This window comes from Psychrobacter sp. Marseille-P5312 (assembly GCF_900291405.1).
Classification (GTDB): domain Bacteria; phylum Pseudomonadota; class Gammaproteobacteria; order Pseudomonadales; family Moraxellaceae; genus Psychrobacter; species Psychrobacter celer.
Map to the genome: position 1 here is coordinate 2,411,165 of NZ_OLML01000001.1, position 21,769 is coordinate 2,432,933.

At 48.0% G+C, this 21,769-nt stretch carries 7 protein-coding genes and 1 tRNA gene; 3 read left to right on the plus strand and 5 right to left on the minus strand.

The features are described 5' to 3' along the window. Nucleotide 1 precedes the first annotated feature (1 nt). The 3 genes from C6W44_RS10495 (at nt 2) to C6W44_RS10500 (ending at nt 15,083) form a co-directional block, all read left to right on the plus strand. Complete coding sequence (locus C6W44_RS10495; RefSeq protein WP_105245471.1) at nt 2-14,389, plus strand: PLxRFG domain-containing protein; 14,388 nt, start codon at nt 2-4, stop codon at nt 14,387-14,389. Continuing rightward, nucleotides 14,364-14,564, plus strand: a complete 201-nt coding sequence (locus tag C6W44_RS13420) for a hypothetical protein (RefSeq protein WP_158676721.1) — start codon at nt 14,364-14,366, stop codon at nt 14,562-14,564. The genes C6W44_RS10495 and C6W44_RS13420 overlap by 26 nt, the downstream gene beginning before the upstream one ends. 129 nt (nt 14,565-14,693) lie before the next feature. Beyond that, the gene (locus C6W44_RS10500; protein WP_105245473.1) at nt 14,694-15,083 is read left to right on the plus strand and encodes a hypothetical protein; all 390 of its coding nucleotides are present in this window, start codon (nt 14,694-14,696) and stop codon (nt 15,081-15,083) included. A 206-nt stretch (nt 15,084-15,289) separates the two neighbouring features. Here C6W44_RS10500 and C6W44_RS10505 read toward each other — a convergent pair whose 3' ends face one another. The 5 genes from C6W44_RS10505 to C6W44_RS10525 all read right to left on the minus strand — a co-directional run bounded on the left by C6W44_RS10505 (nt 15,290) and on the right by C6W44_RS10525 (nt 21,523). Next, entirely contained in the window at nt 15,290-16,546 is a 1,257-nt protein-coding gene (locus C6W44_RS10505) for a tyrosine-type recombinase/integrase (RefSeq protein WP_105245475.1), read from the minus strand. A 171-nt stretch (nt 16,547-16,717) separates the two neighbouring features. After that, nucleotides 16,718-16,794: transfer RNA gene (locus tag C6W44_RS10510), tRNA-Ile, on the minus strand. 96 nt (nt 16,795-16,890) lie between these two features. Continuing rightward, nucleotides 16,891-17,703, minus strand: coding sequence for a pteridine reductase (locus C6W44_RS10515; protein WP_105245477.1), 813 nt, complete (start codon nt 17,701-17,703; stop codon nt 16,891-16,893). A 98-nt stretch (nt 17,704-17,801) separates the two neighbouring features. Continuing rightward, nucleotides 17,802-18,989, minus strand: coding sequence for a tRNA nucleotidyltransferase (locus C6W44_RS10520; RefSeq protein ID WP_105245479.1), 1,188 nt, complete (start codon nt 18,987-18,989; stop codon nt 17,802-17,804). A gap of 212 nt (nt 18,990-19,201) precedes the next feature. Continuing rightward, nucleotides 19,202-21,523 (minus strand): NADP-dependent malic enzyme, encoded by a 2,322-nt coding sequence (locus tag C6W44_RS10525; RefSeq protein WP_105245481.1) that lies wholly within the window; start codon nt 21,521-21,523, stop codon nt 19,202-19,204. Between the last annotated feature and the right edge of the window lie 246 nt (nt 21,524-21,769).

The following is a 21,769-nucleotide window of genomic DNA, read 5'->3' on the forward strand; positions in this document are numbered from 1 at the left end:
CATGAGCTTAAACGATAGATTATTTAGTATTGCTAGTTCAGCCGTTGAAAAGCAGCGCAAGACTCGCGATAGCCGCAGTGCAGTATCAAAAGGTTTTGATGTGGCCACTAATAAAAGCTACGTCAATGAAGATAAAAAGGCGGCAGCCAAAGCCTTGCGCGAGTGGGAAAATAAAACTTGGAAGCCTAAAGTTGAGGCCAGGCTCAAGCAAGAGCTAAGAGCGCGTGCACCTCACTTAAAGCCGGGCAGCCCAAAATACAATCAGACTTATGAAAGCCTATTTAATAAAAACTATCAAGACTTGCAGGCCGCCAAAGCGCAAGTACAACAAAAAATTGGTACGCTACGCAAGCCTAATCAAACGCAGCGCGAGCTTGATAACGAGTACCGCACCAATGAGTCTATCCGTAATGATACGGTAGGTACTCAGGCAGCCGCACACGCAGCCCGTGACACAGTATCAGCCGTGGGCGGTGCACTTGCTACTGGTTCATCACGTTTGTTACGCGCACCATTACAGCTTGCCGCTGACGTGGGCGAGAATGACGACGGTGGTATCTTTGACCGTGGCGCAAAAGCGCTAGAAAGCTATGAAGATGATATATCTAATAACGTCTATCAGGCGTATGGCGATATTCAGCAGAACGGCAACTTCTCACAAAAGCTTGCTGTATCAGCCGTTGAGCAGGTGCCGTCACTTGCCGCCAGTTTTGGGGCAGCCGGTGCAGCCGCTAAAAGTGTTCAGGCGGCAGGTGCAGGTGCCAAAGCAACGGCAGCCGCTTCTTATGGTGTGGCTGGTGCGTCCATGTACCCACAAGCTTATCTTGATGGTAGTGATAGCACCAAAGACGAGCTGGAAAATGCAACGTCAGAGCAGCTTGCCAACGCTGAACGCTCGCAAGATATCTACAAAGGTATGTTTGACAAAAACGTCAAAGCTGGCATGAGTGAGGATGAGGCGCACGCGAAAGCGCGTGATCAGACAATCAGCGAGATTGCCGAAGAGTCAGGCGAAAACGTCGGCCTTGCAACATTGGCGCTTAGCATGATGGCGCCAGGCGTCGGCTCATTCACTGCCAACCGAGCCGCAGGCGGTGCGGTGAGCCAGTGGGGTCAAAAGGTGTTCAACAAGCTTGCGGCGCGCGCTGATGCAAGCAAGGCTGGCAAGTATGCAATACCAGCAGCCGTTGGTGTGGGTATTGCTGGTCTTAACGTCGCTGAAGAAGGCGCGCAAGAAGGTTACACCGATTATGTGGCTCAAAAAGCAGCCGTTGATGTGGGCGTAAAAGACAAGATTGACACCGCACAGAACACAGAAGCGGTCCTAATGGGTGGTATTTTAGGCGGTCTGATGGGCGGTGCCACCTATGCCGGTACACGCAATTCAAAGTTTAAGCAGGCACAAGATGAGCTCAAATCCGCGCAGCAAACCTATGCGGAGGTTGCAGGACAAATACCGCAGCTACAAGAGCAGATTCAAACAGTATCACCAAGATCAGAAGAAGGGCAAGCATTAACGGCGCGTGTGGAAGAAGCTCGCAGCACCCTTGATGCTATGGCAGCCGAGGCAGAAAAAGTAGGCATTCCTCGCACGTCGCTAGCACGTCGCGCACCACGCATTGACCCAACCAACAGTTTTGATAGCGATTTTGATGGTCAAGTCGAGGGCGCGACGGAGTTAAGCGAACAAGAATTTGAGAATGCGTTAAACCCAGACGGCACGCCAGCCGCGCCAGTACAACCAGTCGTTGATAGTCAACCTAGCGAACAAGAGCTTGACGCGCAAGATGCGCAGATCGCTGAGCTTATCGCAGAGCAAGCAGCACTTGATGAAGCGATTGAAGATGGTAGTAACGACAAGCCAGTTGAAGAGTCACTAGCAGCAGCGCAAGCGTGGTATGACAACAAGCGCGGTGAGAACAAACAGGGTTTATCAGGAGTTGTGAGCCGAGCAGCCGCCAAGGTGGAAGATGCAGCGTTCGCAGAGCAGCAACAAGCGATTGCAGGTACAGGCGCAACGATTAACGATTACATAGCCGCACAGCGCGCACAGCAGGCGCAGATTGATGCCGAAATTGAGCAGGCAGCAGAAGCCGCTAAAACAGAGCGTGAACGTAAAGCCATCGAGCAAGCAAAGCAACAGCGTGAGATTGAGCGTGCAGAAGCAGAAGCCGCGATTACCAAGCGTGCAGAGCTTGCACAGCCTTATGAGGGTGAGTCGTTTGATACTACCGTTGTCGGTGCTGATGGCACACCTTTTAACTTAGCGCGTTTTTGGGATAGCACCATGCCGGCCGCAGCCAAGGCGAAAGCAATCGCGGATGCGTTTGGCGGGCAGGTTGAGCAGAACGTCGCTAAGGCTGATTGGCAGTCTATGCCAGAGGGCGTGCAAAAAGAGTTGCACCAGTGGATGACTGGACAGCTTGATGCGGTACGTCAAAGACGTGCAGGTGGCGATACTCAAGCGCAGCCTATCAGTGAGCCGCCATTAGCGCCACAATCACAGCAATCAGTAGCACCTACTGCTAGTGGTTTAACCATGCCAGTGCGTGCCGAACAAACACCAGCGGCACCAGTAGAAGCAGAGCCACAAGCAGAGACTGTCACGCCAGTAGCACCAGTAGAGACAGATACAGCCACACAGCTTACCGATGAAAACCCTACTATCAATATTCCGGTGCCGACGCAATCTAAGACTGTAGCACCTAAAGACCGTGAAGGCTTGGCAGAATATTTTGCCAAGAAGCTAGATGCTCAGGGCCGCATTTATTCACAGGAAGAAACCGAAAACGCCATACGTGAGGAAATGAATGTAGAGTTTGACTTTAATAATCCAGTCGCTTATGACGCAATGGAGTCAAGTGAAGCCTATAGTCAGTTTGCTAAAGAGGTTTTAGGCAAGCGCAAGGTTGATATAACAGGCAGAAAGTCAAAACAGACAGGCATAGCTTCTACTGATGATAAAGATATCTACAAGAGTAAGCCCGCCGCCAAAGCTGCTATCAAAAAACAAAAGCTTGATCCTAACAGCGTGACCATTAAACAGGTAAAAGGCGGTGGTTTTGAGATTGTACCGAACGCGCCAGCAAAACCAAGTTATGCACAGGCACAAGAGCAGGCAGCAAACGAGTTAGGCTTGTCGCTTGACGAAAATGGTGAGTATGGCGGCACAGACGCAGAGTTTGAAGCATTTGCTAATCGCGTCGATGAAATACAAGGTCGCTCGTTAAACAACAGTACGCCTACACCAGTGGCAAAAACTAAGCCAGCACCTAACAAAGATGTCGCTATCGGTAAGGACGGAAAGGCTAAGTGGTTCGGTAAGCAGGATAAGGCGCAAGCGTTTATTGACAAGAAAGGTATTAGCGATACGCATGAGGTGGTACAGGCTGGCAAGCGTTTTGAGATACTGCCGAAGGCACAAGCAGCACCTCAAGCCGATGTAGCAAAACCGGAAACAGTGCCCGCCAGCCCAGTAAAACCGCCTCAGTCTTCTGTAGTGAAACCGGAAACAGCACCGGAAAAACAAGATGACTCTAATCGGAAGTTGGTTGTAGGCGATAGAGTTGTAGCGAAAAATAATAATGAATACAAGATCACTGATGTCGAATTTAATAGTAGCGGCGGCGTAGAATCAGTCAGCACGCTTCTTATTCCTGACGCAAGTTCGCCGCTAGCAGGTAAGAAACGCTCACCCCAAAAGCGCAGTATTGCCGAGTTTAATAGTATGTTTGGTTCTGGCGTGGGTGACTTTGAGGTACCGTCCGCGACCAAGAAATCATCAGGCAAAAACATCACTGACGAACAGTTTGCAGAGCTAACCAGCAGTCGTACCACACCTTCTACACCAACTGGTGTGCAGTCAGCGCCAGCCAAACGAGCCGCAGCGAAGAAAGCTAAAAAACAAAGTGATGCGACAGCAGAGCCTAAAAGCCGCTTTGCTGATAACAAGCTATTCACTGAAGATAAAGTAGCAGCGGCACGCGCTCGTCTAAAATCCAAGCTAACACAGGTTAACTCAGGGCTAGACCCCGAAATACTAATGGACGGCATAACGCTGGCAGGCGCGTACATAGAAAGCGGTGTTCGCAAGTTTGCGGATTATGCCAAGATGATGATGGAGGACGTAGGGCCAGAGGTTAAGCCGTATCTACTGTCTTTTTGGAATAGCGCCCGTGACTATCCGGGATTAGATAGCGAGGGCATGACCAGCGAAGCAGATAGCCGCGCTGAGTTTAATAAGTTAATGGCAGAGCCAGTCAGCCCAGCCTTGACCAGCGACGAAAAGGCGGTACAAGAGGTTTTTGGTATGCCGCTATCTAACGTCTCTAATATTGTGTTCAAGAAATCGGAACGCTTAGAGATAAAAGCCAAGCGCACGCGCAATCAAGACGATCAGGCAGCAGCCAACAAAGCCAAGCGTGAAGCAAGGCAAAATATTATGGATGTTGAGCAAGCTGTTATAGATTATGCTAAGCGTAAAATGACATTAGGTCGGTTCTTAGATTCAAAAGCAGGGAGATACCAAGATCTTATTGATGCAGCTTATGAGGATAGAGATAAGCAGGCAGGTTTTACTGGCAACAAAGCATCTGATACTAAACCAGCAAGCGAGCCTGCCAAGACAGAGCAGTCAAAATATCCGCAAACCGTAGGCAGTGGCCCGCAAATGAAAACCTTTATAGGTGAAAATCAGGCGGGTTTACCGCTTTATGAAAATGAAAGTGGTGTACGTGCTATTGAAGAATACGGTATATTCAACAATGAAACGGTATCGATCACCCCTACTGGCATCGAGCAGCAACCAAGAGAAAATCGCTATCTAACCAAAGAAGAACTGGCGGCCAAAACCAAACACCCAGAATCTATCGACGTGGGTGACGACAAGCGCCTATTTGTTGGTGAAAACATGGATGGCGAACCTATCTATGAAGATAAAAACGGTATAAGATCAAAGCCAGAAGGTAACTTTATGGCAAGCGAGCCAGTAGGCATCAATCTAGGTAGCGAAGGTCCTGCCTATGATGTGAGCCGACGCGCTGACAAATTCAAGACGGTAGAAGAATTAAACGAGGATAGTAACGATGACACCGGAACAAGTAATCAAGACGATAGAGCGCGTGCTGAACTCGACAGAATACGCGAGTTTGACCAAGCGGATGAAAAAAGATGGAACGCTGGATCAGCTCAAGCAAAATCTACTAGCGACGTGGATGCAGTCGATGGACGTAGCGACAGATCAGATACTAACCCAAGTGATGCAGATTCAAAATCCGCAGCAGCGAGTCAGCGAGCAGGTGCAAATGATAGCAGCAGCCGAGCAGACAGCGTTGAATCAGATGATAGAACAGCTCAAGCGTCAGATGCGACGCCTACAGTAAAGCCTAAAAACCATGTTATTGACGCCGATCAAACCAGTGGCAAGCTAAGCTGGCAAAAAGTCGCTGAACGCAATGTTGATATTATCGAGCTATTAAAACAACTGGATAGTGAGGGCAGACAGGCCACCAGCGACGAACAAGCGCTATTAGCGCAGTATGCAGGGTGGGGATCAAGCGAGATTGCTAACGGCATATTTCCTAATCCCGATACCGGCAAATATAAGTCCGATAGCTGGCGAGCACTTGGCGAAAAACTAAAATCACTACTCACTGATAGCGAGTACGACACCGCACGCCGTACCACTCAGTACGCCCACTACACACCGCCAGTGTTGGTTAATGGTATTTATAAAGCCTTAGAAGGTTTTGGCTTTAAAGGCGGTCAGGTGCTAGAGCCTGCCAGCGGCATTGGTGTGTTTAACGGCCTAATGCCAAGCAAGCTTGCCAATAGCAGCACCTATGTGGGATTGGAGCTGGACCCAATCACCGGGCGTATCGCACAGCAGCTATATCCTGAGTCTAGCATGAGAATTGATGACTATATCAAAGCCAAACTACCAGACAATCATTTTGATGTGGCGGTAGGCAATCCACCGTTTGCGGGTATTAGCGTTGACTATAAAGGCGCCGGCAAGAACAGCACCAAACAATCAATGCAGCTACACGATTACTTCTTTGCTAAAACGCTGGATAAGCTAAAGCCTGGCGGCGTCATGGCGTTTGTCACCTCAAAAGGCACGATGGACAAAAAGGGTAGCAGCGTCCGTGAGTACCTAGCAGAGCAAGCAGACCTTATCGGCGCTATTCGCTTGCCGCAGACTGCCTTTAAAGAAAATGCAGGCACCGAGGTTGTCACCGATATTATCTTTTTGCGCAAACGTCACGAGGGCGAGCAGCCAAGTGATACCGCATGGGCAAGCGTGAAGTCTATCAAGGCCAGCGGAAAACCTACCGCTATTAATGAATACTTTGTTAATAATCCAGACATGGTATTAGGTGAGCACGCTATTGTCAGTGGCCGGTTTGGTGATACCTATACCGTCACCCCAAACAAAGGCGACTTTGCCAAACAGGTAGATAATGCTATTGCCAAGCTACCTAAAGACGTTTTCAATCCACAGCGCGGCAGCCAAGCAGAAGCAGTCAAGGTGATGGATTTGGATTACGATCCAGCCAGTGCCGCTAACAAAGAGGGTGGCGTTTACCTAAAAGACGGCAAGCTTATGCGTGTGGTTGATGGTGTGGGTAAGCCGCTGACCCAGCGTTACGGCACCAACGGTAAGGCTATCAACCTAAGCGCCAAAGACATTGCCTTTATGACCGACTATGTGGGCGTGCGTGACGCACTTAAACAGGCGCAGCGTGACCAGCTAACAGACAGTGACACATGGGAAGATTCACTCGCTAATCTAAATGAGGTGTACGACGCCTTTGTTAAGAAGCATGGGCGACTAATGGCGCACAGTGTTAGCGAGCGCGAGAACGCTGACGGCACCACCACAGTGACCAAACGCTTTAAAAATAAGCAGCGCTTATTCCTCGATGTTGAAGGCGTGCTGGCAAGCGCGCTTGAGAATGTCATTGATGATGGCAAAGGCACCGTGGTTAAGGGTAGCTTCTTTGAAGGCCGCAGCTTGCGTAAGCCGAAAGCACCTACTATTAAGAGCACACAAGACGCCCTGGTCTATACGCTTGATGAAAAAGGTGTGTTGGATATTGCGCGTATTGCCGCGCTAACAGGCAAGACAGAGCCACAAATCATTGAAGAGTTAGGCGAGCAAATCTACAACGATCCTCAGTCAAAGCAATGGGACTTGGCAGAAACCTACTTATCCGGCAATGTAGTTGATAAACTCAAAAAAGCTGAGATTGCAGCTAAAACCAACAAATCCTATAGCCGTAACGTCGCGGCATTAAAAGCGGTCCAGCCAGCACCTATCGCACCGAACGACATTGCAAGCAATATGGGTGCGGCATGGATCCCAGGCAGTGTGATCAATGAATTTAGTCAGCAGGTGCTAGGCGCCAATGTAACTGCCAAGTATTCTCCGGTAGTTGGGCTATGGGATGTGGGCGGTACCTCAAAGTCATCTGACTACTCAACAGCAGATAGAAGCGCTGTTCAGCTGGTCGAGTCTATCTTAAATAGTAGAAAGATTAGCATATCTCGCAAGTCGCCCGATGGTAGTACCTATATCGACTCAGTGGCAACCGAGCTTGCTAACGAAGTGGCGCGCAAGATTAAGACTGAGTTTAAGAATTGGCTGTGGTCTGATGATACGCGCGCGCAAGAGCTTGCCGACTACTACAACAAGACGTATAACAATATTGTGCCACCTACCTTCAATGGCGACCACTTAACGCTGGCTGGCATGTCAAACAAGATACAACTGCGCGCACCGCAAAAACGCGGTATCTACCGTGTCATTCGTCAGGGTGATGTCTATCTGAATCACGCCGTTGGTGCCGGCAAGACCTTCACGATGATTGCGGCTGCAATGGAAGAGAAGCGCTTAGGGTTGATCAACAAGCCTATGTTTGTGGTACCCAATCACATGCTGGACCAGTTTAGCCAAGAATTTTTAATGCTTTATCCTGCCGCTAATATCATGGTCGCTGATGAGCAGAACTTCCATACCCATAATCGCAAGCAGTTTGTGGCACAAGCAGCCCTAAACACACCAGACGCTATCATCATCACTCATTCAAGTTTTGAGCGTATCGGTGTAAAGCCTGATACTAAAAAAGCCTTTTTAGAAGATAAGATCGCAGAATGGCGCGCGGCTCTTGAACTCACTAAGGCGAGCGACGGTGACAATCGCATATCAGTCAAGCAGCTTGAGCGCAATATAGAGAGCTTAGAACGCAGCCTAGAGGACATACTAAACGCCAAAGAGAAAGACGGTGCGGTATTCTTTGAAGATATGGGCGTCGATAAGCTATACATTGATGAAGCGCACGAGTTTCGCAAGCTAAACTTTGTCACCAAGATGGGTAATATTAAGGGGATTGACCCGGCAGGCTCGCAAAAGGCGATGGATTTAGACTTAAAGCTACAGCTACTCAGAGAGAATAATCCGTCGCGTGCCTTTGTTGGTGCGTCAGGTACGCCAGTCACCAATACGATGGGCGAGCTTTATACTATTCAGCGCTACTTCCAGCCGGACCAGCTAGAGCAAGACGGCCTACATCATTTTGACAGTTGGGCTAACCAGTTTGGTGAAGTGGTTGAGGGCTTAGAGCAGAACGCAGCAGGTAACTATGAAGTCGTGCCGCGCTTTGCAAGATTTGTCAACGTGCCGGAGCTGATGAGCCGTGTGCGCTCATTCATGGACGTATTGACCAGTAATGACTTATCGGATTATGTGACACGTCCTGAAGTAAAAACAGGTGGTCGAGAGGTTGTGGCTATACCAACGCCTGATGGGTTCAAGGAATATCAAGCCAGTCTTGCCGCACGTATCGAAGCCATACGCAAGCGCAGTGGCAAGCCAGAAAAAGGTGACGATATTATCCTAAGCGTTATCGGTGATGGTCGTTTTAGTGCTATCGATATGCGCTTTGTTGACCCAACATTACCTAGCGACCCTAATAGCAAGCTCAATACTGTTATCAGAGATATGGCAGAAGCTTATCACGCTACTGCCGATAATGAGTATATGACTGATGGCGCAGTCGATGATATAAACGGCGGCGCACTAATGATGTTTACCGACATCGGACTTGGTGAGCAGTCAGCAGCCAGTCGCGGCTTTGATATGAAACAGTGGATTACTGACGAGCTTGTACGCTTGGGCGTCGATCCTGATCATATTGCCTTTATGCGTGACAACAAAACCCACGCCAAAAAAGGTAAGTTGTTTGATGATATGCGTCAAGGCCGTAAGCGTATTATGATCGGTGGTAAGGACATGGAGACAGGCGTTAATGCGCAGAAGCGTTTGACGCACTTATTCCACCTTGATGCACCTTGGTTCCCAGCGTCGGTTGAACAACGTGAAGGCCGCATTATTCGCCAGGGCAACCAAAACAAAGAAGTGGTTATCAGAGCTTACGCCACCAAAGGCAGTTATGACAGTACCATGTGGTCAATGGTCGCTCGTAAAGCACGTTTCATTGAGCAAGCCATGCGCGGTGATATGACTGTTCGCAGCATGGACGATGTGAGTGAGGCCAGTGCGTTTGAGCAAGCATCTGCATTGTCGTCAGGCGATCCGCGCTCGTTACAACTGGCAGGACTCAGACAAGATGTTGAGCGCCTAAACCGTCAGCTATCAGGTTTTCAAAACGAGAAGTTTAAAAACCAAAGTCAAGCCAAGCAAGCACGTCAAACACTGGCCAGAGCCGAGCGAGAGTTAGACGCCATTAATAAGCTGCTACCTACTCATAAAACAGTAGAGACAGGCGACGTGATAGGTAAGGTTGGCAGTAAGTCTTTCGATAACCGTACAGAGTTTGGGCAAGCGATTATCGCTGAATACAATAAGTATGCTAAAGACTACCATATTGGCGAGCAGGTACTAGGAACCGTTGCTGGATATGACGTGGTTTACAATGGCGTGATGATGGGCGGTGGTAACTTTTACGCAGATGCCAATATCAATATCCCAAAAGCAGATGATGCCGCCTTATTTGATACTGACAATGTGAAAGATACACGGCCTGATGGTCTGACCACTCGTATCATTAATCGTGTCAACAAGCTGGCTGATTATAAAGCCAAGGTCGAAGCGGTTATCGAGCAGGCGCAGACTGATGCTGCAAATTTTGAGCGTCGTGCTGGCAAGTCGTTTGACGCACAAACAGAGCTTGATGAGAAAACAGCCGAGCTGATAGCGCTTGAAGAAGAGCTTGCAACAGAAGCAGAGTTGCTAAAAGCTGCTAGTGAAGGTAACGGCCTTACCGAAGAAGATCGCGTGCCTGGTACTGAGGAGCCTAAGTTCTCTAAAGCCAACCCAGCCAAAGGATTGACTGGCACCACAGCCAAGCAAGTCATTAGTTTGCTGCAAGATCGTTTCGGTAAAGAAGCAGTCGCCCAGCTTATTAAGGCTGGCAAGCTACGAGTGCGCACGCTCAATGATTTTGTTGATAACAACGGTCGATTGCTTATCCCAAGTGATGCAGAAGGCTTTTACTATGACGGCAAGGTAACGCTGATTGCCGATAACCTAACCCCAGAAACAGTAGTTGCAACATTGCTTCATGAGCTTGGCGGTCATGCTGGTATTCAGTCAATGCTTTCAACCCAAACTTACATGGGGCTTATGGAAAACTTCTATGGCCTAGTGAAGTCCGGTAACAAGTATGCAGTAAGAGCCAAGCAGCGCGCAGAGGCAAGCACACACAGCGCTAGTGAAGCACGCGATGAATATATCCCGTATCTCATCACTGAGTATGCGCAAGCCACTGAGCGCGGTGGTCCACTGGCAGTTATCAAGCGCTTTGTGAATCGCGTTATGGCTGGCGTGCGGGCATGGGTTCGCAATCATACCGGCGTGCAGTTAAAGATGACACCTAATGATATGGTGCAGTTAGCTGAACGCATGGTTAAGCGCTTGGCAGAGCAGAGTATGGATAGCGTGACTATTGCTGGCATGGATAATACCGCAGCAATGCCGCAGTATAGTCAGGAATCCACCAACCAAACAGCCACGCCAGCGTTTAAAAAATGGTTTGGTGATAGCAAGGTGGTAGATGGTAACGGTAAGCCGCTTGTGGTCTATCACGGCACCAATGCTAACTTTAATACGTTCAGCGCATCTGACGTAGGTATTCATGTTGGTACAGAAGATCAGGCTAACAGCCGAGCCGAGCAAAAAGAAGGCGGCGACTTCAAACTAATGCCGCTTTATGTGAAAGCTGAGAACCCATTGCGACTGAAAGACGCTAGATCGTGGAAAGACCCGGAGTGGTATTTACTTGAGTCTGGCATTTCTTCTTACTTGCCAGCATCCTTGCAGCAGAAGATAAGCGATTTTGCTCAAGAGAATAGAGCAGCGAAGGACCTAAATACGCCAGAAGGTCAGAAGAAGGCATACAAAAAGGCTATGGCTATTAATAGCGAAGTTGCTAGGTTCTTAAAGGATGAATTGGGTTATGACAGTATAGTCTATGCAAACACCCACGACGGTACCACGCAAGACAATAAGGTAAAAGCTGATGATTCATGGATAGTTTTTGATCCAGAACAAATCAAATCAGCCACCAATAATATTGGCACGTTTGACGCTAACAATCCTGATATCCGCTTTAGCCGTCGCTATTCAAATTTAGGCATCGACACCAGCCCAACCACCGCGAAAGAAAAAGCGATTGATGCCGCTAAGCAATCAGCAGCTACCGCGCTGTCATCTAAGTTTAACTTGAGTTTGTTGCTGCGTCGTCATCTAGCCACACCGCTACACGTCGGCATGTTAAACCCAAGCTTCAAAAAGTTCTTTGAGAATGTGCAGGCGCGTATTGCTTATGAGAACAACGAAGCAGGACGTATTCAAGAGTATATGCCTGAGATATGGGACACCAGGCTGATGGTGGGCAAACGCAAAGAAGCAATCGATAAGGTCAGTCGTGCTTTGTTTGATGGTACGATGGCAGATGAGGTATGGACGGATAGCGAGCTTGAGACAAGGTTTAATCTTGATGAAAATCAAAAGGATATGTACCGCCGTGCTCGCGCTGCTATTGACTCGTCTGTGAGTCACATGACAGTCGATACACTATCATCATTGGCTAAAGGCACTAAGCTGATAAATATCCATACCATCAATAGATTAAAGCTAGCAGAGCTCGCACCCATTGATCATAAACTAGCATTACAGCAACACATGGTCGATGAGTTGGCAAGACTGGCTCAGTCTGGCAGTATCACGCCAGCCGCAGAGAGACGCCTACAAAACCAATTAGATGAAGTGTTTGATGTGATGGACGGCATCGCGGTCAAGTACGATGACCTTGTTGAAAAAGGCTATGCGCCATTGATGCGTTTTGGACACTATGCCGTTGAGGTGCGTGATAAATCCACAGGCGAGTTGGACTTGTTCGAGCTTTACGAAACCAAAGGCCAACAGCGCAAAGCCATCAAAGAGCTTAAAGAAAAGTATGACGAGAATGATTTTGAGGTCGGTACTGGTACGCTTAACCCCGATGCGTTTAAGCAATTTACCAATAAAGGGCTATCCCCTGAGACGGTACAGCTATTTGCCGCTGAGCTTGGACTTGATAATGACGGTGCCTATCAAGCGTACCTCAAAGTAGCAGTTAGCAACCAAAGCGCACTAAAACGCCTGATTCATCGTAAAAAAGTGCCAGGGTATAGTGAGGACTTGCCAAGAGTCCTATCATCATTCGTCATGAGTAATGCGCGTTACAGCGGTCGCGCCTTATACAATGGCGAGATTGAGAACGCCATACAAAAGATTGAGGACGGTAACTTGCAAGGCGAGGCGCAGAACGTCTTTGCTAACATGGAAAATCCACAAGAAGAGTTTGCAGGCGTGCGCGGATTGCTCTTCCATTACTACATGGGTTTTTCTACTGCATTTATGGCGCTCAACCTTACTCAGCCGCTTACTCAGACCATACCTAAGCTGACCGCTTATGTTGGTGCAGCGCGTGCGCATAGAGACATGACGCAGGCGCTAGGCATTGTCGCTAAGTACGCAGGCAAAGCGACGTTTGAGCTTGGCAAAAAAGTCACAGGCAACGCCACGCCCAACTGGAAGGGTTTTGAGGATCACTTGCCGGCATGGGTGAGACAAGAGGACTACTTGCGCATGACTCGTGAGGGTCATCTTGATCCGCAAAATATCTGGATGATCCGTGGGCTTGAGCGCGGCAAGGCTGGCGTGATTAGCGGTCTATGGGGCAATTTATCGCGTGCCGCTGGTTGGGCCGCTGAGGTGTCAGAGACAATCAACCGTCGTGGCACTATGATAGCCGCCTTTAAAGCCGCTCAGACAATGGGTGATACTGAGCTGAGAGCGAAAGGCTTTAATAGCCGTTATGACTTTGCGGTATCAATCATTCAGCAGACGCAAGGGGTTTACAACAAGGGCAATCGCTCAGGGCTTGCGCGTGGTACTGGTAAGCTTGGGCAGTTTGGGCCGCTGGTTATGGTATTTAAGCAGTTTAGTATTAATTATGCTGAGCAGATGATCCGTCACGGGCGCGATAAAGAAGTTAAATCAATCGCAGTCGCTATGACGTGGCAGTTTTTATTGGCTGGCGCGTTAGGCTTACCATTCACTGATGATTTGCGTGATATTGTAGAGGGCTTGCTATATCGCCTATTTGGACGCGCAACCAACCTTACGGCCTTTTTGCAAGATGAGCTGGGCAAAGAGAACGCAGACGCGCTCATGTATGGACTGCTAAGCGAGAAAACGCGATTTGATATGTATGGTCGCTCCAGCATGGGTAACTTTATCCCTGGCACTGACTTTGCTAGACCGAAAGAGGGCGATTGGGCAGAAGTTATCGGAGCGTCAAGCGGATTCTTTGAAAACTTCTTTACCGCTGGCGATATGATCACGAAAGGCCAGTACAAAGATGCAGCCGTTATAGCAGCACCGCGTTATGTTCGAGATGCGGCAGCAGGTATTGAGATTTGGAACAATGGCGCGTATCGCAACCAAAAAGGCGATAAGGTGATGGATATGGACCGCACTGATGCTGTCATCAAAGGTGCGTTACAGTTCAACCCAGCATCAAATGCACAGCAAGGCCGTGAACGTAGCGAGAAGTACCACATGAAAAACATGGTGCTTGACAAGCAAAATCAGTTTGCTCTACAGTTGACAGAGGCGCTATATCAAGAGGACTACGATAGAGTTGACGAGCTTTATAATGACATGGACGCCTGGAACGAGCGCAACCCTGAACACTTTAATGTAGATATTGATAAGATTGAAGAGTCGGCAGAGCGTCGTTTGGATAAGAAGGACTTTACCAGCGATGATCGTCAGAGACTACCGGAGCAGTTAGATGACTATTTCACCGAAAGAGAATAATTTGCCTGCCAGACAAAGTAAGTTTATAGAATATCCAGTGCGCTTTATCGTGGGCGCAGTGGATATCTATGCGCGACTTGCAGTGATTGCCGTGGTTATTGGTATCGCCTTGTCGATACTTTACACAGTGATCTTCTTGCCGCTGGCATGGTTGTACGGTGTGGCCTATAAATAGCTACACTTAGCTACACTTAGCTAGGTTTAGCTGTTATAATTAATTGTCGGATAGGGTAGCTCCCGAAAGCAAGTGACGCTAACTTGTTTCCGACAACTAACTAATAGCGATTACTGAGCGAGTAATGATATGACTAAGCATAAAGACATATACTTTCAAGACGCAGAAGGCGCTACTACTGCAACTAAAGACGGTGACAAAGTAACACTTGCTTTAAACAACCCACCTTCTTTTTTAAATAAACTGCGCTTTTATACTGTTGTTTTTAACTATGGCAACGAGTGGCAGCAATACTTAACAGAAGATGAAAAAAATGGGTTGTGTTTTGCGAACGGTGATAAGTATCCGATGAGGGTTTACGATAGTTATGAGCAAGCCAAGCAAGTAATGGGCAAGCTGTCAGATGCATCATTCCCAAACGAGGGCGTCTTGCAAGTGTGCTCATTAGAATTAAGTGCAGTCGGAGAGCCTAGCAAGGGTAATCCTGATTTTCTAGGCGGCATCCTTAAGAGTAAGTAGGTAGCATGAAGCAACAGAAGTAATATAATAATTAAACCAAAGACCTCACCTAAGCGTGGGGTTTTTTTATTTGTCTATATTTAGCTACATCGAGGTGTAAAAATGTCTAAAACCTACCCATTAATGTCTAATATGGGTAAAAAATGTCTAAATTTACACCTCAATGTCTAAATTTAGACATAAAAAAGCCCTACAGTTAAACCTTGCTAGTGTATTTTATACAATCTTTCGATAACCTCGTCTTGCGTCATGCCAGCCTCACTGAAGGCAAAGTTTTCAATATCATTCATAGCGGCACGCAGTCTTTTTTGACTGACCTGAATGTACTGTAGAGTAACATCGTCGGACGACTTCGATGCTCTGTGATTCATTAGACGCTTAATGACCGATATATTTAGGTTTAGGATATCACCAATGGTTGAGAAGGTGCGACGCAGATCGTGTGGTGTTATATGAATGCCAGCGATATCGCCAATGTTTTTGTATTGCTTCGATATGTCAGTCAAGTTACCATCGCACTCTTTTAAACGAGAGGGGAATACCCACGGCTCGCCTTGGCTGTAGTGATAACGGTGAGCAAGCATAGCGCACATGACTTTACCTAATGGCACATGCAAAGTGTCACCATTTTTGGTTTCGTGAATGGTCATAGTGCCGTGTTTTAAATCGATATAATCCCATCTGAGGGTATAACCTTCGCTGGCACGTATGCCAGTGCATAAAAATAGCAGCATGATATCGCGTGCGTTGTTGCTATGCGGCTGCATGGTGTGAAAATCTTCGCTTTGAAAATCTAGTAGCACGCGCACATAATTACCCATCGTATCTTCGTTTAGGTACTTGGTGCGTGGCTTAACAGTATTCCATAGTTTTTTGGCTGTCAGTATCTCAACCGGGCTGGGTTTGATAATAGGGGATTCAGTCTTATCTAAAAAACTCAGGCGCGAGAAATTCCACACCGCATTAAGCGCCCGAAAAGTAGCGTTGGCTTGTGATGGGCTGAGCATCGTCAACTCTAAATGCTTTTCGGTGACATTGCTTTGCATGATCTCATTCATCGATCTGTCCATCCACTCGGCAAGCTTGCCAGGTATCTGTCTGTTGTAAGTGGCTATGGTCGCTGGCTTAAGCCCAGGCTTGTGAGTAATGTAATACTCATAAGCTTCGCCAAGCGTTGGGACCACCACATCTTTTGAGTCGTCGCTGAACGGATCCTTACCTTGCATCAAGTCAGCAATAATAGACATGGCTTGTTCGCGCGCATCCTGCAATGTCATGACCGAGCAATCACCGATAGACTTGCGGATCATCTTGCCGCCAATTCGCTTGCTAATCATGTAAGTCTTTGTTGTCTTGTTGGTGCGAACCGCAAAACCATTAACCAACTCGTCTTGGTAAACGTCCGCTTTATCTGAATATTCAAGGCCGTCTATAAACCTCTTTGTAAGCTTAACCCGCGCCATGACAGCCTCCTATGTCGTTAATTTTCTTGGTTATGATATCTGATAAGCGGCGTGATAAGAAGTTCCCATATAGTGCCCATAAGAGTGTTTTTGGCTATTTAAAACACACCAAAACATAAATTTTAGACAATAAAAAACCCTTACAGGTCAATGGCTGTAAGGGTTTGAAGATGGTGGGCCCAGTAGGACTTGAACCTACGACCAAAGGATTATGAGTCCTCTGCTCTAACCAACTGAGCTATGGGCCCTAACGTTAGACGCATAATGATACCTGATTTTTTTTAATTTTCAAGTAAAAGATAGCCTGTCAGACAGATATTATTCAAAATCAGCTATTTTTTTGATCAAACACTACCACCTGCCAAAGTCAAATGGCGTCCACCATCGATGGTGATGATCTCGCCTGTGACATAGCTGGCCTGTGCTAGATACAGCACGCTATGGGCTATCTCATCAGGGCGACCAATACGCTGCATCGGTATAGAGCTGAGAATGTTCTTTTGTTCATCATCATTGAGAGCCTGATCACTATCAGCGTCGGGCAGTATATTGACGCCTGGCGCGACACCATTGACCCGTACGCTAGGTGCCATCTCAAGCGCCAAGGACTGCACCATCATACGATGCGCTGCCTTTGCCATATTATAAGCGCTATAGCCTTTAAATGGCCTATCATGAGCATGGATGTCTAGCAAGCTAATGATGCAGCCGTGCTGAGTTTGCAGATAAGGCAAGAATGCTTGACTGAGTAATAACGGCGCTTTGGCATTGGTCAGAAACAGCTCGTCCCACTGCTGAGTATTAGTGCTACCAAGGGGAGTAGGATAAAAACGCGAGGCGTTATGCACCAATACATCCAACTGACCAAAACAGGATATGATGTTCGCTACAAAGTCGTTTAGGCGCTTAGGCTCATTGACCAGCTTTAAGTCAGCGACGATCATCGCCGCGCTATCAGGACGGCGGCGATTGAGATCGGCAGTGAGCGCCTTTGCTTGCTGCTCACTGTGACGACAGTGGATAATGACTCGGTAGCCTTGAGTATGCGCCGCTTTAATAATAGCGGCTCCGATACGTTTGGCGCTGCCAGTAACGAGCATGACAGGCGCGTCTGCGTTGGCAGTTGCCGACTGAATAGGGATAACGGCTTGATTCATAGTCTATCTGTATTTTTGGTATAAAGGAGTAAAGTCGCAGCAGTACTATATCTTAGGAGTTATATCAGGACGCACTTTGACGGTTCGGTTATCCTCACTTAAGAGGGGTGCTGAGTGTCCAGATGATCTATGCGCGCTTGCCGTAATGCTGCACCAATTTCTGGCCCTCGAAGTCCGGCTTCGATATCCTCCATACCAATCGCGTGAAAACTATTGAGAGCCAGCATCATTTGCCGATGCTGCTTTGCCAACTGAAAAGTATGACTACATACCAACAGCTGTGAGAGCTTCTCAGGTGCTTTATGAGCGCCGCAGGCTTGTATGAGGTCAATTCTTTCAGCGGCATCCAGCTCATTGATAGCGGCTAGGGTAGGGAGCTGCTGGACAAATAAATTGGCAAATTGAGTATGTACTTTGGGCACTTTGACCATGTTGCCAATTTGGTTGATATTTTTTGTCGCAGAGGCAGTCTCAACGCTAGAGTCTGTGTGAGCGTTTGTAAACACATCAGCGCTCAGGCTCGTCATCAGTAGCGCCCAGCGCTGTGATAAATTCAGCTGCATTTGACCAGCAAAATATAGTGCCGTCTGCACCGTCTCTCTTATATGCGTATTATTCCAAGCCCCATGTAATGGCGCAAAATACTCGGTAAGTGCACCGATATCAAACAACTGCTGCCAGTACACATGCGGGGAGAGCTGCATCATCGCGCGGCTCGATTCTTGCCAAATGCGCTCACTACTGAGGTGAGCAAGCTCTCCTGAGTGGACCAGTTGGCGCATCAATGCCAGTGTCTCCTCAGCGATGGTAAAGCCCAAATCATAATAACGCCCATAAAATCGTGCGGTGCGCAGTACCCGTAAAGGGTCTTCACTAAACGCAGGTGAGACATGACGCAAGGTCTTATTCGCAAGATCATCCAATCCGCCGTAGTAGTCAAGCACCTCGCCTGTCAGCGGCGTGTCATCGGTTAGGCTAGTGACTTCTATCGCCATTGCATTGATGGTCAGATCACGGCGCTGCAGGTCTTCTTGCAAAGTAACATCGATGCTGGCATGGATACTAAATCCTTGATAGCCGACGCCTTGTTTGCGCTCAGTACGCGCTAGCGCATACTCTTCATGCGTTTTTGGATGCAAAAACACCGGAAAGTCTGCGCCTACTTGTACAAACCCAGCACTGAGCATCTGTGCTACTGTCGCGCCCACGACGACGTAGTCTTTGTCCTTGATAGGTCGTCCTAGTAGCTGGTCGCGGACGGCTCCGCCAACAAGATAAATCTGCATGATAGCCTCGTATTATCGCGCAAGTTAGGACTGATATGTGCCATCAGTCAATGACAATAAAAAGCCAGCCATCGCACTGAAATGGCGATGGCTGGCTTTAGTATAACAGAGGAGCGCTATCCATAGAGGTTAGCGTCCTTTACGTTGGTACAATATTTGAAATTTGAAGTAACGAGTGAAGGGATGTCGATGCGACAAACATCATCAGCCCGTTATTGGTTTTCGTTCTCCAAATCCTGAGCTTCCGTCACGGCAAGTGCTGTCATGTTGACCACACGGCGCGCAGTTGCTGATGGTGTTAGGATATGGATAGGCTTACTGCTACCCAACAGGATAGGGCCGATAGAAGCGCTATTTGTCGCGGTTTTTAGTAAGTTGAAGGCAATGTTTGCGGCATCTAGCGTTGGCAATATCAGCAGGTTCGCCGCGCCTTTTAGTGGGCTTGATGGCATGTCTTCTAGGCGAATGTTTTCGTTCAACGCCGCATCACCTTGCATCTCACCTTCAAATTCAAAATCGACGTTCATGTCGGTCAAGATTTGATAGACTTTGCGCATTTTCACCGCGCTGTCACGGTTTGAGGTACCGAAGTTTGAGTGTGATACGAGGGCGACACGAGGCGTAATACCGAAGCGACGTAGCTGCTCAACGGCCAAGATGGTCATCTCAGCCAATTGCTCTGCTGTTGGGTCTTCGTGGATATAAGTATCCGCGATAAAGATGTTGCGATTTTGCATCAGTACCGCATTCATCGCATAAAAGTCGCTAACACCTTCTTTTTTGTCAATGACACTTTGGACATAGTCTAAGTGCAATTGATAATGACTAAACGTACCACAAATCATGCCATCTGCATCGCCATTGTCTACCAGTAGCGAGCCAATTAGCGTGGTCTTGCGACGCACATCACGGCGGGCAAGCTCGATACTGACGCCGCGGCGTTTGTTTTTCTCGTAGTATCCTTGCCAGTAGTCTTTGTAGCGTGGATCGTCGTCTTGATTGACGATAGTGATGTTTTCACCATCTTTTAAGCGCAGACCGAGTCTTTTGATATGATCTTCGATGACAGCTGGGCGACCGACCAAGATAGGGTGGGCAAGCGCTTCGTCGACCACAACTTGCACTGCCAGTAGGACGTTGTTGTCTTCACCTTCACAGTAGACGATACGCTTTGGTGCTGCTTTGGCACGCGCAAAGACAGGCTTCATCACAAACGCTGAGTTATAGACAAACTCAGATAGGCTCTGACGATAGGCGTTCATATCAGCGATAGGCAAAGTGGCAACGCCTGAGTCCATGGCGGCTTTGGCAACGGCAGAGGCAATCTCGATGATGAGGTTTGGCTCTAGTGGGCCTGGAATTAAGTAATCACGGCCAAAGCTCTTCATCTGCTCGATGTTTTTAACGTTGCTGGTTGGGGTGGCTTCGACATGTGCCATAGCAGCGATTGCTTTTACACAAGCGATTTTCATCTCTTCGTTGACTGTGGTTGCGCCTACATCTAGAGCGCCGCGGAAGATGTATGGGAAGCAAAGGGCGTTGTTTACTTGGTTTGGATAGTCTGAGCGGCCAGTCGCCATGATGACGTCAGGACGGACAGCATGCGCAAGCTCAGGCATGATTTCAGGGGTTGGGTTGGCAAGGGCAAAGACGATTGGGTCTTTTGCCATACGGCGAACCATATCTTCGGTCAAGGTGCCGGGCATTGATAAGCCCAAGAACATATCGACATCGTCCATGACTTCTTCGATAGACGTCGCGGTGATGTCACGAGCATAGCGCTGTTTGGTTTCGTCTAGATTTTCACGGCTGGTGCTGATGATACCGCGAGAGTCGGATACGATGATGTTGTTTTTATCGACGCCAAGCGCGCAGATGATATCTAGACAAGAGATGGCAGCGGCACCTGCGCCTGAGCACACCACTTTGATTTCTTCGATTTTTTTGCCAGTAAGTAATAAGGCATTGAGCATGGCGGCCGCGACGATGATAGACGTGCCGTGCTGATCGTCATGGAACACCGGAATGTTCATACGCTCGCGCAATTCGCGCTCGATTTTGAAGCATTCTGGGGCTTTGATGTCTTCTAGGTTGATACCACCAAAGGTTGGCTCAAGAGAGGCAACTGCTTCGATAAACTTGTCCGGATCGTTTTGGGCAATCTCGATATCAAAAACATCAATGCCAGCAAACTTTTTGAATAGTACCCCTTTACCTTCCATCACAGGCTTAGACGCCAAAGGCCCGATGTTACCCAGACCTAGGACGGCAGTACCGTTGGTGATGACGCCGACCAAGTTGTTGCGAGCTGTATATTTGGCAGCAAGCTTTGGATCTTTTTCGATTTCAAGACAAGGTACTGCTACCCCTGGCGAATAAGCCAAGGCCAAGTCACGCTGGTTTGCCAACTGTTTGATAGGGGTGACTGAGATTTTACCTGGGCGCGGAAACTCGTGATAGTGCAAGGCAGCTTGTTCAAACTGCTCTTTTTCTGAACTGTGGGTATCCGTATTCAAAGTGGTATCGTCATTCATAATAATTGCCATGGTTGGAATAAATTGGAATAAAGTAAATGGAGATAAAAAAATAACGCCGCCGTCTCAACGCTTATTGAATGATAATAATCAAAGAGAACATCGGCATTAAAAGGGTTATGATCGGCAGTTTAATATCAGGCCAAAAAAGCAATCGAGCGAAAACTGTTATTCTAGCACTATTGGCAATTCACTGCCTAGTCAACTCGGCCCGATTGTGCGAATAATATAATAAAATGATATTCG

What these genes read in the sequence shown, in the direction of transcription:
- C6W44_RS13420 (WP_158676721.1), top strand. Translation starts at nt 14,364, where the DNA reads ATGACTATTTCACCGAAAGAGAATAATTTGCCTGCCAGACAAAGTAAG.
- C6W44_RS10495 (WP_105245471.1), top strand. Translation starts at nt 2, where the DNA reads ATGAGCTTAAACGATAGATTATTTAGTATTGCTAGTTCAGCCGTTGAA.
- C6W44_RS10500 (WP_105245473.1), top strand. Translation starts at nt 14,694, where the DNA reads ATGACTAAGCATAAAGACATATACTTTCAAGACGCAGAAGGCGCTACT.
- C6W44_RS10515 (WP_105245477.1), bottom strand. Translation starts at nt 17,703, where the DNA reads ATGAATCAAGCCGTTATCCCTATTCAGTCGGCAACTGCCAACGCAGAC.
- C6W44_RS10505 (WP_105245475.1), bottom strand. Translation starts at nt 16,546, where the DNA reads ATGGCGCGGGTTAAGCTTACAAAGAGGTTTATAGACGGCCTTGAATAT.
- C6W44_RS10525 (WP_105245481.1), bottom strand. Translation starts at nt 21,523, where the DNA reads ATGAATGACGATACCACTTTGAATACGGATACCCACAGTTCAGAAAAA.
- C6W44_RS10520 (WP_105245479.1), bottom strand. Translation starts at nt 18,989, where the DNA reads ATGCAGATTTATCTTGTTGGCGGAGCCGTCCGCGACCAGCTACTAGGA.